Consider the following 15500-nt stretch of genomic DNA (forward strand, 5'->3'; position numbering starts at 1 on the left):
CAACCTGCATGCCCTGGAAATCTTCATGGATCCCCGTGCTGGCCGCCGTAGTGACGGTGGCGGCCTCACTTCAAGCGTCGGCGCGGCCCAACGTCATTGTGTTTCTGGCCGATGATCTGGGCTATGGCGAACTGGGGTGCTACGGGCAGAAAAAGATCAAGACGCCGAATCTGGATCAACTGGCGGCGGACGGCATGCGGTTCACGGACTTCTACTCCGGCCACGCCGTCTGCGCGCCCTCCCGCTGTGTGATGCTCACCGGCAAACATACGGGACATTCTTTTGTGCGGGAAAACTCCGAAGGGCGTGCCGCCCAGGCGAAGGAGCGCAACCGGATCAAGGCGGCGGATGGCTATCTGCCGCAGATTGCCCTGCCTGCCTCAGAGGCCACCTACGCGAGTGCCTTGCAGAAGTCTGGCTATCGCACGGCGTGTGTGGGGAAGTGGGGGCTGGGGCACCCCAGCAATGAGGGCTCGCCCAACAAGCATGGGTTTGACCTCTTCTACGGCTACATCTCCCAGTGGCAGGCCCACTACTACTACCCCACTTACCTCTGGCGGAATGACGTCAAAGAACCGCTGGAGGGCAACGATGGCAAGGTGGGGCGGCAGTACGCCGCCGATCTGATGGAGCAGGAGGCCCTGAAGTTCATGGAAACCACGGGGGGCGGGCCGTTCTTCCTCTACTACGCCACCCCGGTGCCGCATGTGTCACTGCAGGTGCCGCCGGATGAACCCTCGCTGGCGGAGTACAAGCAGGCCTTTGCCGGCCAGGATCCGCCGTATGATGGCAGAAAGAGCTACCTGCCCACGGAGGACCCGCGCGCCATCTATGCCGCCATGGTGACCCGCATGGACCGGACCCTGGGCAAGTTTCGCGATCTGCTCAAGCGCACGGGTCAGGACCAGAATACGCTGATCATCTTCACCTCAGACAACGGGGCCACGTTCAATGGCGGCTATGATCGCGAGTTTTTCGGCGGCAACCAGCCTTTGCGCGGCATGAAGACGCAGCTCTGGGATGGTGGCATTCGCACTCCGTTCATCGCGGCCTGGCCCGGATCCATCCAGCCGGGGCAGGTCTCCAGGTTTGTGGGGGCGTCCTGGGATCTGTTTCCCACCTTTGCAGAGATCGTCGGCTTTCCCGTGCCCGCGGGTCTGGATGGAGTGTCGATCCTGCCCACCCTGAAGGGCGAGGTCGCGACGCAGAAGCAGCATGATCACCTCTATTGGGAAACGGTCGCGGGCGGTCATCAAGCGGTGCGCATGGGTCCATGGAAGGGCATCCGCCTGGGCGTGATCAAGAACCCTTCCGCTCCCGTGCAACTCTTCAACCTTGAGACCGATGTCTCAGAGACCACCGACGTCGCGGCCCAACATCCCGACATTGTGGCGAAGATCGCTACGATTATGTCGGCCGGTCGCGTGCCCAGCGCGGAGTTCCCGATGGGGGAACTCGACCGGCCCGTCTCCAAGCAGTGAATTGAGTCTTATCCCTCTTCCCTTTTCCCTCTTTCAGTCATGAGTGCTTACGATACCTTTCAATCCCACCTCAACACGCAACTGGACGCCATACGCGCCGCCGGCACCTACAAGAAAGAACGCGTGCTGACCACGCCGCAGGGCACGCTGGTGCGCGCCAATGGCGGCGAGGCGGTGCTCAACCTGTGCGCCAACAACTATCTGGGTCTGGCCCAGCATCCGGCGGTGCGCCGTGCTGCCCACGAGTCGTTGGAGCAGTGGGGCTTCGGCCTCGCCAGCGTGCGGTTCATCTGCGGCACCCAGCATCCGCACAAGCAGCTGGAGGAGAGCCTGAGTGATTTCCTCGGCACAGACGACACGATCCTCTATTCCTCCTGCTTTGATGCCAACGGCGGGCTGTTTGAGACATTGCTGGGGCCGGAAGATGCCATCATCAGCGATGAGTTGAACCACGCTTCCATCATTGATGGCGTCCGTCTGTGCAAGGCCAGGCGGTTCCGCTACAAGAACTGCGACATGGCCGATCTGGAAGCGCAACTCCAGGCGGCAGATGCTGCTGGAGCCCGCTACAAGCTCATCGCCACCGACGGTGTGTTTTCCATGGACGGCTTCATCGCGCCGCTCAAGGAGATCTGTGATCTGGCGGACAAGTATCAGGCGCTGGTCATGGTGGATGACTCCCATGCGGTCGGCTTCATGGGCGCGCATGGCCGCGGCACGCATGAGCATGGTGGTGTGATGGGCCGCGTGGACATCATCACCGGTACCCTGGGCAAGGCTCTGGGCGGCGCCAGCGGTGGCTACACGAGCGGTCGCAAGGAGATCATCGAGCTGCTGCGGCAGCGATCGCGGCCGTACTTGTTCTCCAACACGCTGGCTCCTACCATCACCGGAGCCACGCTGGAGGTGCTGCATCTGCTGAAGCAATCCACCAAGCTCCGGGATCAACTGGAGGCCAATACGCGCTTCTTCCGTGAGGAGATGACCGAGGCGGGCTTCAACATCCTGCCTGGGGTCCACCCCATCGTGCCCATCATGCTGGGGGATGCCGCTCTGGCGTCCCGGTTCGCGGATGTGATGCTGCAGAAGGGCGTCTATGTGATCGGCTTCAGCTTCCCGGTGGTGCCCCAGGGGAAGGCCCGCATCCGCACCCAGATCAGTGCTGCCCACTCCCGGGCAGATCTGGAATTTGCCGTGCGGGCGTTTGTGGCGGCAAAAAAAGAACTGGGGCTCTGATCCCCGCTTGTGAATTCCTTTAACCTGACCTCTCCATGACCCGTCTTCTTGCCATTGTCTCCGCGTTCACCGTGCTCGGTCTCTGTGCTGCACCTGCAGCGGAGTCTGAAAAATCTGCCGCCCCCAGGATCAATGCTGCCTGTTCCATTCATCTGGGCTGGCAGGCGCCGGCTTCAGAGTGGTTCTATCTGGAAGCAAGGGTGGAGAAGTCCACCCCGGGGAGTTACTTCATGGTCTGCGGCTGGAACACGGGCTACTTCGGCGTGCAGGAGCTGGGTGGGGGCAGGAAGGTCGCCATCTTCTCGGTCTGGGATCCCACCAAGGGGGACAATCCTGAGCACGTGAAGCTGGAGGACCGCGTGGAGGTGCTTCACGAGGGCAAGGATGTGAAGGTGTCCCGCTTTGGCGGTGAAGGCACGGGTGGCAAGAGCATGACCGAGTTCCCCTGGAAGCTGGGCGAGAAGATCCGCTGCATCGTGCAGGCCAAGGTGGAAGATGGGAAGACCGCGTACTCCGGCTGGCTCTGGCAACCCAGGTCGAATGAGTGGAAGCACCTGGTCACCTTCCGCGTGCAGACGGGTGGCAAGCCCCTCTCGGGCCTGTATTCCTTCGTGGAAGACTTCCGCCGGGATGGCAAGAGCGTGGGCGAAGAGCGTCGTGCCGTCTTTGGCAACGGCTGGGTGAAGACGGTGGACAAAGGGATGGTGCCGCTGGCGCAAGCCCGCTTCACGGCGTCCAAAGCTCCCACCGAAGCCAGAGACATCGTCGATGCCGGTCAGGCGGAAGGTGGTTTGTATCTCGCTAATGGTGGAAAGGTCTCTCCGAGTGTGCCGGTGGGTACCGTGCTCAACGTGAATCCACCGCCGTTGACGGTGCCGAATGATTTGCCGGCTGAGTTGTTCAAGCCGTAATACGGGAGATGTCACCCTGGTTTGAGCACTTCGCCGTGGCCGTTTGCGCCATCTCCGGGGTGCTCGCGGCCACGGGGCAGCGGTTGGACTTGTTTGGCGTGCTGGTGCTGGCGCTGGTGACCTCCGTGGGTGGCGGAACCATCCGCGATCTCTGCCTGGGCGTGCGTCCGGTCTTCTGGGTGCAGGACCCGTCGCACATCGTCACCGCCACGCTGGCGGCACTGGGCACGTTCGTCGTGGCCCGCTACTGGAAGATGCCGCACAAGGCCTTGTTGATCGCGGATGCCTTCGGGCTGGCCTTGTTTACCATCGTCGGCGTGGAAAAGTCGCTCGTGTACCAGTCATCCGGGCTGATCGCGATCATGCTCGGCGTGGTCACCGGGGTGGCCGGCGGCATGCTGCGGGATGTGTTGCGTCGCGAGGTGCCGATGGTGTTCAAGCCGGACATCTATTTCTATGCCACTGCCGCCTTTGCCGGGGCGGTGGTGTATGTGCTGCTGGTTCGTTTTGCGCCGGCCTTCACCGGGGGGCGGGAGATCTCCATGGCGGTCATCCTGGTGCTGCGGCTTGCCGCGATGGGTTGGAAATGGCGGCTGCCGGAATTTAGGGTGAGGGGGTAGGTTCTTGGTTCTCTTCCGATAGTTATTGCATTAAACCCGGAGGGTTCGCCGTACATAGCCATGGGGCGGCCGAGTGGAGCGAGGACTACCCATGGTATGTCGTGTTGGGAATTCTACCGCGGAGCGGTAGGCCCATAGTGACCAAGGTTCCTGCTGGATGCATCGCGGTATTGTCGTCAGAGGTGCGCCACACCATGGGCCTACCGCTCCGCGGTAGCAGTTGCGACATCATTTCCACGGGTTGCACTCGCTTCGCTCGTTTCACCCGTGGCTACTCATGGCGAACCCTCCGGGTTCAATACGGGGCAAAACCACGAGTGATACCTGCTCAGAGCTGGAATCCGGTCCGCGGCGTCGGGTCTTTCGTCTTTTGTTTTCCCGTCGTCTGTCTTCCCGCAAAATCGGGTCACGAAGTCCCCTTGTCGTGCGTGGGGGGAATGTGTGAAAATAGAGCTGCCCGACTCTCCGGGCGCACCCTCCTCACTCGTGAACACCATCCCCCCCGAGAAAGTACAGCAGGCCCTCTCCATTGCCAGTGGTCTGCAATATCGTGCGGCTCAAGTGCAGACCGCCGCAGAAAGAAGGCAGCAGGCGGAGCTGGACCGGATGCTGCAGCGGCCCAAGGACAAGGCGACGCTGGTGCAGCTCACTGACCAGGCCTTCCGGCCCCGCTCGGCGGACCGGGTGGCGGAGCAGTTCACCCACATCCTGGAGGTGCAGGGGGTGCCGCGGTTTTTCAATCCTCTGGACCGCGCGCTTTTGAGGGGGTTCAAGGCCTTTGGCAACTGGCTGCCCGGGGTGTCGGTGCCCATGGTGAAGGAGCATCTGCAGCATGAAACAGCCAATGTGATCCTCCCGGCGGAGCTGGAGCTGCTGGGGGATCATCTGCAACGTCGTCGCGAGCAGGGGATCCGGATGAACGTGAACTTCCTGGGGGAAGCCATCCTCAGCGAGGCAGAGGCAGCGCGGCGGATGGAGCAGTATGTGGAGGCCATGCGCTCACCGGAGACGGAGGTGTTCTCCGTCAAGATCTCCACGCTCTACTCCCAGATGTCGCCACTGGCGCGGGAGCACACGCTGGGCGTGCTTTGTGACCGGTTGGAGAAGCTCTACCGGACGGCGCAGGAGCATGTCTTTCTCCGCCCGGACGGCATTCGCGTGCCCAAGTTCCTGTATCTCGACATGGAGGAGTACCGTGACCTCAGCCTGACCTGCGAGGCCTTCATGCGCACGCTGGACCGGCCCGGTCTGGAGAAGGTGGCGGCGGGCCTGGCTCTGCAGGCCTACATTCCGGACTCTGCCCAGTGGCAACGGCGGATCAACGAATGGGCCCGACGCCGGGTGGCGGCGGGCGGTGCGCCTGTGACGCTGCGGATTGTTAAAGGCGCGAACCTGGAGATGGAGCGGGTGGAGGCCTCCATCCGCGGCTGGCCCCAGGCTCCCTACAAGAGCAAGCTGGAGACGGACGCGAACTACAAGCGCCTGTTGCACGAGGGTTTCCGGCCGGAGAACCTCGCGGCGGTGCGTCTCGGCATCGCTTCACACAATCTCTTTGATGTCGCCTACGCCCTGGTGCTGGTGGGGGAGGGGCGGGCGCTGGACCGCGTGCAGTTTGAGATGCTGGAAGGCATGGCCAACCCCCAGCGCCGCGCGCTCCTGGAGAAGATCTCCAACCTGCTGCTCTATGCCCCGGCGTGCGGGAAGGAGCAGTTCGTCAGCGCCATCGGCTACCTGATCCGGCGGCTGGATGAGAACACGGGCGGGGAGAACTTCCTGCGCCATGCGTTTCACCTCGAACCCGGCAGCCCTGCGTGGAAGCTGCTCTCCGGCGGGTTCGTGGAGTCATTCTCCCTCCTGCCGGTGCTTTCGGACGCGCCGCGCCGCATCCAGGACCGGGCCCTGCCGGTTATCCCGCGGGAGATGCGCGAGTTTGTGAACGAACCGGACACGGACTGGAGCCTGCCGCAGAATGGCGGGTGGGCGGCTCGACTGCTGGATGCAGCCCGGGAGGGCTGGTATGGGGTGCCGTTTGCGGTGGCTGGACGTGAGATCAGCAGCGGCAGAAAGACGCGCCCCCTGGTGGATCCGTCGCGCCCGGGCCACCCATTGGGGGAGGTAAGTCTTCCGGCTGCGGATGAGATTGATGATGCGGTGGAAGCTGCGGTCAAGGATGAGGACGGCTGGCGCGCCCTGACCCCGGCGGCGCGCACGGACTTCCTGAAACGCGTGGCGCATGAGATCCGCAAGGCGCGGGGGCATCTGATGACGGCGGCGCTGGCAAATACGGGGAAGGTCTTCGCTGAGTCGGATCCCGAGGTGAGTGAGGCGGTGGACTTCGTGGAGTACTATGCGAGGTCGGCACAGTATTTCTCTGAGCAGCTCGGACCTCACGTGGAGGCCAGGGGAAAGGGCGTGGTGGTGGTGGTCTCCCCCTGGAACTTCCCGATCGCCATCCCCTGCGGGGGTGTGGCGGCCGCTCTCGCAGCGGGGAATACGGTGATTCTCAAGCCGGCTTCGGATGCGGTGGTGCCAGCGTGGGAGCTCTGCCAGTGTTTCTGGAGGGCTGGGGTGTCGCGGAAGACGTTGCAATTCCTGCCCTGTAGCGGGGCGGATGCTGCGCGGCTGGTGCAGCATCCCGGTGTGGACTCCGTCATTCTCACAGGCGGCACGGCCACTGCGCTGGCCATGCTGGAGGCAAAACCCGGGATGCATCTGGTGGCGGAGACGGGCGGTAAAAATGCCACCATCGTCACCGCCATGGCGGATCGCGATCAGGCCATCAAGAACGTGCTGCATTCCGCCTTCAGCCATAGCGGGCAAAAGTGCTCTGCCACGTCCCTGCTGCTGCTGGAGGCGGAGGTGTATGACGACCCGGAATTCAAGCGGGGGCTGGGGGAGGCGGTCATGAGCTTGCGGGTGGGGTCCGCCTGGGAGCTCTCTACCAAGATGGGGCCGCTGATCCGCCCTCCTACGGGTGAGCTCCAAACCGCCCTGACGACGCTGGAGCCGGGGGAATCCTGGGCTCCCGCGCCGCGCTGCCTCGATGGCAATCCGCACCTGTGGACTCCCGGCGTGAAGTGGGGCGTGCAGCCTGGGAGCGTGACGCATCTCACTGAGTTCTTCGGGCCGGTGCTGGGGGTGATGCGGTTTGAGAAACTGTCTGAAGCCATCGAGCTGGTCAATGCCACAGGGTACGGCCTGACCAGTGGTCTGGAGAGCCTGGATGACCGGGAGCAAGACGAATGGCGGCAAGGGGTGCAGGCGGGCAATCTCTACATCAACCGCACAACGGTGGGGGCTGTGGTGCTGCGCCAACCGTTTGGCGGCATGGGCAAGAGTGCCTTTGGTGCCGGGATCAAGGCGGGCGGCCCCAACTATGTTGCTCAGTTCATGGATTTTCGTGAGACGGTGCCGGCCCTCCCAGCCGCCCCGCGTCCCGGGTCGGAGCTCGGGCGTTTCCTGGAGGCGCTCCAGGGCTGGGACACGCTGAACCTCATGGAGAACAGCCGCCTGGTGGCGGCCTTCTCCAGCTACGAGCGGGCCTGGACGACTGAGTTCTCCCAGGAGCACGACACCTTTCGTCTGCTGGGGCAGGACAATCTGCGTCGCTATCTCCCGGTGAAAAATCTGCGCATCCGCGTGACGGCCGCGGATACACCTTTCGATTTATTTGCCCGCGTTGCCGCAGGGCGCGTGGCAGGTTGTGATCTCACCCTAAGCGTGCCTCCTGGGACGGAGTGGCGGCCCTTGAGCCGCCTGCGGGAGGCCACGGCCGGGTGGGAGTCCGGCATAAAGTTTGTGGAGGAGAGTGATGCGGATTTGGTGCAGGTAATCAGGGAGCGAAAGACGGAGCGCCTCCGGTACGCGAGGCCTCAGGATGTGCCGGTGGCCGTGCGTCGGGCGGCTGCGGCGCAGCAGATCTTTGTGGCGGATGTGCCCGTGCTCATGGAGGGGCGCCTGGAACTGCTCTGGTATGTCCGCGAGCAGAGCCTGAGCTGCGATTACCATCGTTATGGAAATTTGGGCGGAAGGGTGGGAGAGGTGCGCGCGCTGCCGGATTGACCCGGAGTTCCTCAGCCTCAGGCGGGGCGGCAGAACAGGGGGGGAGGGACCCCGGGTCCCTTTTTCCTTGCCAATCCCCATATCCTCGCTTCCTATCACAGCTTCCGAACATTGCCCTACATGGAAGACAACTCCAACCAAACGAAAGACGCTCCGGGTCTGGATCTCAAAGAAATCCGGCAAATCGTGGATTTGATGAGCAAGAACGACCTGTCCGTTTTCCATCTGGAACATGGCTCGTTCAAGATCAAGCTGCGTCGCGGCTCTGACATTGAGGCCGCCAAAGATCTCCTTTCCAAGATGCCCATTTCCGCCGGGGTAACGACCGTGGCGGCCCCCTATGCGACGGCACCTGCCGCCGCTCCTGTTTCCGCTGCCCCTGCGGCAGCCCCGGCACCCGCTGCGGCGGCACCTGCTGCCTCCGAGCCTGCCGGCCCGACGATCAACTCCCCGATGGTGGGCACCTTCTATCGCGCTCCTGGCCCGAATGAGAAGCTGTTCGTCAACGTGGGCGACACCGTGGATGAGAACACGGTGGTCTGCATCATCGAGGCGATGAAGGTCATGAACGAAATCAAGGCAGAAGCCCGTGGCACCATCGCCCGCGTCCTGGTGGATGACACGAGGCCGGTGCAGTACGGTCAGCCCCTCTTCGAGCTCAAGTAAGCTCGCCTCAACCTTCGCCAGAACCTCCGTATTGCTCACGCTCTGGTGAGTCCGGGGGCAGGGACAGAATCAACGCAGCCAGACTGACGCCCCGCCCCTTCCTTTCTCTCCCACACCGAAATGTTTCGAAAAGTTCTTGTCGCCAACCGTGGTGAAATCGCCCTGCGCGTCATCCGCGCCTGCAAAGAGCTGGATGTAAAAACGGTGGCGGTCTACTCCGAGGCGGACGTGGACTCCATGCACGTGCATCTCGCGGATGAGGCCATCTGTATCGGGCCTGGTCCCAGCTCTGAGAGTTACCTCAAGATCCCCCGCATCATCAGCGCGGCGGAGATTGCCAACGTGGACGCCATCCACCCCGGCTATGGCTTCCTCAGTGAGAAGGCCGAGTTCGCGGAAATCTGCCAGCGCTGCAAGATCAAGTTCATCGGGCCCTCGCCCGAGGTGATCAGCATGATGGGCGATAAAAACACCGCCCGTGCCACAGCCCGCCGCCTGGGTGTGCCGATCACGCCTGGGTCTGATGGCATCATCGAGACCGAGGAGCAGGCTTTTGAGATTGCCCGCCGCATTGGTTATCCCGTCATGATCAAGGCCTCCGCCGGTGGTGGTGGTCGCGGCATGCGCCCGGTGCTCAATGAGGCCACGCTCCGCTCCAGCTTCCAGCAGGCCAGCATGGAGGCGCTCAAGTGCTTCGGTGACGGCTCCGTGTACATGGAGAAGCTCGTGGAGCGCCCGCACCACATCGAGTTCCAGGTCGTGGCGGACAGCCACGGCAACGTCGTTCACCTGGGTGAGCGCGACTGCTCCATGCAGCGCCGCAACCAGAAGATCATCGAGGAGTGCCCCTCTCCGAAGATCTCTGACGAGATCCGCCAGGCCATGGGTGAAGCCACGGTCAAGCTCTGCAAAGAGATCGGCTACGAGAACTGCGGCACCATCGAGTACCTCGTGGACAATGAAGGGAAGAATTTCTACTTCATGGAGATGAACACCCGCATTCAGGTGGAGCACCCCATCACCGAAGAGGTGTACGGCTGCGACCTGATCAAGGAGCAGATCCGCATCGCGGCGGGCCTGCCCATCTCTGAGCACGTGCTGAAGAACACGCCCCGTGCCCACTCCATCGAGTGCCGCATCAACGCAGAGGATCCAGACCGCAACTTCGCCCCCAGCCCAGGCAAGATCAATCACTGGTATGCCCCTGGTGGACGTGGTGTGCGCGTGGATACCCACGTGTACTCTGGCTACACGGTGCCTCCGTACTATGACTCGATGATCGCCAAGCTCATCGTCACCGGTGCCACGCGTGACATCGCCATCCGCCGCATGCGGCGTGCCCTGGGCGAGTTCATGATTCACGGCATCAAAACGACGATCCCGCTGCAGAGCAAGATCATCATGACGAGCGATTTCCAGAATGCCAAGTACGACATCACCTGGGTGGAGAACTTCCTCCGCCAGGAAGGTCTGAAGGGCTAGGCGAGAACATCGCGATACGCCTTCGAGGCACCTTGGGTCTTCCCGAGGTGCCTTTTTTTGTCGTCACCCCGGGTGCTGTTGTTTGCCTTTGCCACTGATTGGTCTTTTATGCGGCGTGTCTTCTTCTGTCACCATCTCTGTGCCTGCCACATCGGCCAACATCGGTCCGGGCTATGATTGTCTGGGCCTGGCGCTCTCGCTTTACAATCAGGTCACCGTGACCCGGTTGGAAGGGGCGCCGCGCATTGAGCCGCATCACGCGATGGTGGAGACCATTGCCGCCTTGTTCTTCCAGCAGCGGGACGTCGCGGCCGCGCCTTTTGCGTTCTCCTGGTCCATCGGTGGCGATGTGCCGCAGTCCCGTGGTCTGGGCAGCAGCGTCACGGTACGGCTTGGCGTCCTGATGGGGTTGAATGAACTCTGCGGGAGGCCGCTGAACAAGCAGCAGCTCTTTGCCCTCTGCTCGGAGGCAGAAGGCCATCCCGACAACGTGGCTCCGGCGGTGTTTGGTGGCTTTGCCCTGGCCAACAGCCGGCAGTGGTTCCGGTTTGAGGTTCAGCCCCGCCTGAAGGCCGTGCTGCTCATTCCTGACTTCGAGGTCGAGACTGTGCACGCCCGCAGCGCCTTGCCAGAAAGCGTGCCGCACCATGACGCCGCCCGGAATACCGCCAACGCCTGCACCCTCGTGGCCGCCTTCGCCACGGGCGAGTATGAGCGCATTGGCGATTCCTTGGAGGACTTCCTGCACCAGCCCTACCGTCGGCACCTGGTGCCCGGCCTCTTTGAGGCCATCGGTGCCGGGGTGAAGGCCGGGGCCATCGGCGGCTACCTGAGCGGTTCCGGCTCCACCATCGCCTGCCTCGCCACCGCGGAGGATACGGAGTCCATCGCCCAGGCCATGAAAAATGCCCTGGTGCAGACCGGGGCCACCGGCCGTACGGTGGTGGTGCCTGCCGACAACGTGGGGGCGAGTGTGGTCTCCCAAGGTTGACTTGAGCCCAGCCGCCGCGATACTCGATTTAAGCAGACGCGTTCACGTTATGGTCAATGCCACCTTTCCCGCGGATATCCTGGTTGGCCTGGACTTGCACGAAGGTGACAAGGTCGAAGGCATCGTCCACGACGGGGTTGTGACGCTGCACATCGCGGAGCGGGCTGCGGGTGATTTCAGCAGCAGCGTTGAGCCGGTGAAGCAATTCCTGGCGCAATGGTCGGGAAGGTTCACGCTGGATGACTGCGATAGCGATTCGCGCTTGGATTATCTCACTCAAAAACACTTGAGGTAAGCCCGTGCGAGTTTTTTTGGATGCCAACATTCTGCTGGACGTCGCGCTAAAGCGCCCTGGCTTGCACGACGCCAGCGGCACTGTGCATCTTGAGCGGGCGTTTGCGTTGGGCATGGGGGATTTTGAAGACGCCATGCAAGTTGCCACTGCTGAGGCGGCAGAAGCGCAGGTCATTGTGACGCGAAACCTTGCAGACTTTGCTGCCTCTCCAGTGAGGGTGGTGTCGCCCGAAGCATTTGTTACTCTCACCTGATCATGGATCTCAAAGACCAACTTGAAGACCTGGAGCAGTGGGCCATTGAGGTCATCCTGCACAACAAGCAGGGGTTCAAGGAAAGTCTGGCCCGGTTCATGTTGCACGGGCTGTCATGGATCTATGCCGGCGCGGTGCAGTTGCGCATCAAGCTCTATCGGGAGCGCTACATCCGTGACCATCATGTGGGCGTGCCGGTCATCAGCATCGGCAACCTGACGGTGGGCGGCACGGGCAAGACGCCGGTGGCTGAGCTGCTGGCGAGGGCCTTGCAGAAGGAAGGGCGCAACGTGGCCATTCTCAGCCGCGGCTACAAGAGCAAGCGGCAGAGGCGGGTGCGTTTCTGGACCAAGTGGCTGGCCCGCATCCGGGGCGAGGAGCTGCCGCAAAATCCGCCCCGGGTGGTCAGCAATGGAGAGCGCGTGCTGCTGGACAGTCACACGGCCGGGGATGAGCCCTTCATGCTGGCGAGCAACCTGCCCGGCGTGCCGGTGGTGGTGGACAAGGACCGCGTGAAGGCCGGTCTGTATGCCATCAGGCAGTTCAACTCGGATGTGCTCCTGCTGGATGACGGGCTGCAGTACGTGCGGCTCAAGCACCGGCTGGACATGGTGTTGATTGACCGAACCGCCCCCTGGGGCAACGGTTTCCTGCTGCCCCGTGGCACCCTGCGGGAACCCCCGCGCCATCTGAAGCGCGCCAGCTACATCTTCCTCACCAAGTGCGACAGCTCGGACAACACCGAGATCATCCGTGAGCTGCGCAAGTACAACCGGGTGGCGGAGATCATCGAGTGCCGCCACCGGCCCAAGTACCTGGAGAACATCCACACCCGCGAGCGGGTTTCGTTGGAAAAGATCTACGGCGCCCACGTGGGGGCCGTCAGCGGCATTGCGGTGCCGGAGAGCTTCGAGAGCGGCCTCCGCAAGCTGGGTGCCAAGGTGGATGTGACCCTCCGCTTTGCGGACCATCACCGGTTTACGTTGAAAGACATCCGCAACTTCATTGATCGCTGCGAGCGCCGCGATGTGGAGATGATCGTCACCACCGAGAAGGACTTCGTTCGGTTCCCGGAAATAAGAAACCCCGAGGTGCCCATCTACTTCTTGCGTGTGGAGATTGAGATCGTGAACGGCAGGGAAATCTTCGACCGCATGGTGCGCATCCTCTGCGAGCCCCGGGAGGTGCCGCGGCCGGTGTACGGGTCAGAGCTGGCGGGTTTGCCGTTGGAGCAGTGAGGGCCGGTGCGTCAGTGGGCAGTGGGCAGTGGGCAGTGGGCAGTGGGCAGTGGGAAGTGGGCAGTGGGCAGTGGGCAGTGGGCAGTGGGCGGCGCGTCAGTGGGCAAGGTGTTGGGGGCGGGCTTGGTGGGGTGGAGGTTGTGTCGGCTTGCGGAGGCCTTGGTTGTGGGCAGCAGGAGGTGATTGGTGATTCTGCCCTGCAATAGGAGCGGAGAGGAGTTGGAGTTCCGCTTTTAAGCGGTCAGGTTCCGCAGTGTCGAGTGCATCGTCACAGGGAGAGGGCGAGAAATTGGGAGGAAATTGCTGGGACTTCATGCCTTCGGCATCTGGTGCTTGTGGGACCAAGAGCGTCGTGGGTGCCGCTTCTTCCCCATTTTCCCGTTCTCTGACTTTGGCGATGCGTTGGGTAACGTGGGGCCTGGCCGCTTAAAAGCCAATGCCATCAGGGAAAACGCATCGTCTTGCTGTTTTGCCTTGGCGCGCCTCGGAGCCGCGATGGTGCAGCCGCCACGACTGTAACTGGTGAGCCCCATTCAGAAGGGCCGAAGTTCCGGGTTCATACCAGCCTGGGGCAACGCCCCAGGGATAGATGGCCAAACTACCCTTGAGGGCTGTAGGCCCGGTGTCATCAAGTCTGCCTATGACGAGCATCCCTGAATGACGTCGGGCCTACAGCCCTCAACCTCTAAAACGAGCGCCTACCTTGGGCGTTGCCCAAGGCTGCAATGATGCCGGACCTTCGGCCCTCAATACTTTCACAAAAGGGAGATGCTCGCCCTCTCCACTTTTCCCTGATGGCATTGGTCCCGCATGCGGGACGGAACTCCAACTCCTCTCCGCTCCCCTGATCATTGACGCATTGGGATGCCTCCGGCCGAGGTCCGTGTCTTGGCAGCCCATCGATGAGCATTTTATCCCCGTGGCTGCGCCCGGCCTCCTGCAACCTGCGAACCAAGAACTCCCCCCCAACATCCCGCAAAGAATCTCTTGCACAGAGGCCAATCCTTTGCGGCTATTCCCCATGCGCCGACAGGAGAATCAAGCCAGAGCCAACAAACATTCCAACCCGACTGCTTCGATCCGTATTTATGAGGAGGACGATCTGGCGAGCGTCCTGGCGGACAAGCCCAATCCTCTGGTTCTGGTTCTCGACTGCATTCAGGATCCGCACAATCTGGGTGCCTGTCTGAGAACGGCGGATGCGGCGGGGTGTGATCTGGTGGTGATGCCAAAGGACAAGACGGCTCCCATCTCGGATACGGTCATTCGCGTGGCCTGTGGCGGGGCGGAGAACGTTCCGATTGCCCGCGTCACGAATCTGGCCCGGGCCATGGACAAGCTGAAGGACCTGGGGGTCTGGTTTGTAGGCACGGAGGATGAGGGCAAGCAGTCCATCTATGACGTGGATCTCAAGGGGCCGATTGGCATCGTCATGGGAGCGGAAGGGGAGGGTATGCGCCGTCTCACTGGCGAGCGTTGCGACTTTCTGGTCAAGATCCCCATGACGGGGCAGGTGCCGTGCCTGAATGTGAGCGTGGCCACCGGGGTTTGCCTCTTTGAGGTGGTCCGCCAGCGCCTTTCTGGGGGTGGTCGCCGCCGGTAGGACTTGACCGGGGGTGCCCTTTTCCCTTGTGCCCTCACAGAACTGTGCCATACTCGCCGCCCTTTATGGACTATCTCATAGGCTTCCTCCTTGTGCTGCAGGTGCTGATCTGCCTGCTGCTCATTCTCATTGTGCTCATGCAACGTCCTCGTCAGGAAGGGCTTGGCGCGGCATTCGGCAGCGGCACCATGGATCAGGCTTTCGGCGCGCACACCACCACGGTCCTGCAGAAAGGCACCACCTGGCTGGGCATTGGATTCTACGTGATCACGTTTGTCCTGGCGGTGCTCGTGGCTCACAAAGATGGCTCCAAGGCCAACGTTCCTGCTCTGATTGATGAAGCGGACAAGAAACCCGCTGCCACCGCCCCGGCTGAGCCTGCGCTTCCGACGACTCCTGACGCGGCTGCTCCGGCCCCTGCACCTGCCCCGGCTGCTGAGGCTCCGGCCGCTCCTGCCCCTGCACCCGCCCCTGCTCCTGAGGCTGCTGCTCCGGCTCCGGCCGCAGAGACCGCTCCGGCCCCGGCTCCTGCGGCTGAACAGCCGAAGCTGGCTCCCGTGGATGCTGTTCCTGGCTCGGCCCCTACGCCGCCTCCGGTTCCTGTCACTCCCGAGCCTGCTCCTGCTCCGGCCCCTGCGGGCAACTGATTCTGATTTGATTCG

13 protein-coding genes are annotated in these 15500 nt (G+C 62.5%); all 13 read left to right on the plus strand.

The genetic code is table 11. The annotated features are described in order from the left end of the window. Window positions 1–8: 8 nt before the first annotated feature. The 13 genes from VSP_RS04885 (at window position 9) to secG (ending at window position 15485) form a co-directional block, all read left to right on the plus strand. On the plus strand, window positions 9–1481 hold the full coding sequence (locus tag VSP_RS04885) for an arylsulfatase (protein ID WP_044133430.1): 1473 nt from the start codon (window positions 9–11) through the stop codon (window positions 1479–1481). Between the two features lie 39 nt (window positions 1482–1520). Next, a complete protein-coding gene (locus VSP_RS04890; RefSeq protein WP_009959143.1) occupies window positions 1521–2717 on the plus strand; it encodes a glycine C-acetyltransferase in 1197 nt (398 codons plus the stop codon). A 35-nt stretch (window positions 2718–2752) separates the two neighbouring features. After that, complete coding sequence (locus tag VSP_RS33900) at window positions 2753–3628, plus strand: DUF3472 domain-containing protein (protein WP_009959144.1); 876 nt, start codon at window positions 2753–2755, stop codon at window positions 3626–3628. 8 nt (window positions 3629–3636) lie between these two features. Beyond that, window positions 3637–4248 (plus strand): trimeric intracellular cation channel family protein, encoded by a 612-nt coding sequence (locus VSP_RS04900; RefSeq protein ID WP_009959145.1) that lies wholly within the window; start codon window positions 3637–3639, stop codon window positions 4246–4248. Window positions 4249–4734: 486 nt separating this feature from the next. Beyond that, on the plus strand, window positions 4735–8310 hold the full coding sequence (locus VSP_RS04905; protein ID WP_009959146.1) for a proline dehydrogenase family protein: 3576 nt from the start codon (window positions 4735–4737) through the stop codon (window positions 8308–8310). 120 nt (window positions 8311–8430) lie between these two features. Continuing rightward, the gene (gene accB / locus VSP_RS04910; protein WP_009959147.1) at window positions 8431–8976 is read left to right on the plus strand and encodes an acetyl-CoA carboxylase biotin carboxyl carrier protein; all 546 of its coding nucleotides are present in this window, start codon (window positions 8431–8433) and stop codon (window positions 8974–8976) included. A 120-nt stretch (window positions 8977–9096) separates the two neighbouring features. Continuing rightward, complete coding sequence (accC, locus tag VSP_RS04915; protein ID WP_009959148.1) at window positions 9097–10458, plus strand: acetyl-CoA carboxylase biotin carboxylase subunit; 1362 nt, start codon at window positions 9097–9099, stop codon at window positions 10456–10458. 115 nt (window positions 10459–10573) lie between these two features. Next, window positions 10574–11449, plus strand: coding sequence for a homoserine kinase (gene thrB, locus VSP_RS33905; RefSeq protein ID WP_009959149.1), 876 nt, complete (start codon window positions 10574–10576; stop codon window positions 11447–11449). 49 nt (window positions 11450–11498) lie between these two features. After that, entirely contained in the window at window positions 11499–11744 is a 246-nt protein-coding gene (locus tag VSP_RS04925; protein ID WP_009959150.1) for a hypothetical protein, read from the plus strand. Window positions 11745–11748: 4 nt separating this feature from the next. Then, window positions 11749–11997: a PIN domain-containing protein gene (locus VSP_RS33910; RefSeq protein ID WP_075089372.1), complete on the plus strand. Its 249-nt coding sequence runs from the start codon at window positions 11749–11751 to the stop codon at window positions 11995–11997. A 2-nt stretch (window positions 11998–11999) separates the two neighbouring features. After that, a complete protein-coding gene (gene lpxK / locus VSP_RS04935) occupies window positions 12000–13235 on the plus strand; it encodes a tetraacyldisaccharide 4'-kinase (RefSeq protein ID WP_009959153.1) in 1236 nt (411 codons plus the stop codon). Between the two features lie 1021 nt (window positions 13236–14256). Beyond that, window positions 14257–14838 carry a 23S rRNA (guanosine(2251)-2'-O)-methyltransferase RlmB gene (gene rlmB / locus VSP_RS33915; RefSeq protein ID WP_009959154.1) on the plus strand — a complete coding sequence of 194 codons (582 nt, stop codon included), beginning with the start codon at window positions 14257–14259 and terminating at the stop codon, window positions 14836–14838. A gap of 65 nt (window positions 14839–14903) precedes the next feature. After that, on the plus strand, window positions 14904–15485 hold the full coding sequence (gene secG / locus VSP_RS43580; protein WP_009959155.1) for a preprotein translocase subunit SecG: 582 nt from the start codon (window positions 14904–14906) through the stop codon (window positions 15483–15485). Window positions 15486–15500: the final 15 nt, after the last annotated feature.

This window comes from Verrucomicrobium spinosum DSM 4136 = JCM 18804, assembly GCF_000172155.1.
In the GTDB taxonomy this organism is placed as follows: domain Bacteria; phylum Verrucomicrobiota; class Verrucomicrobiia; order Verrucomicrobiales; family Verrucomicrobiaceae; genus Verrucomicrobium; species Verrucomicrobium spinosum.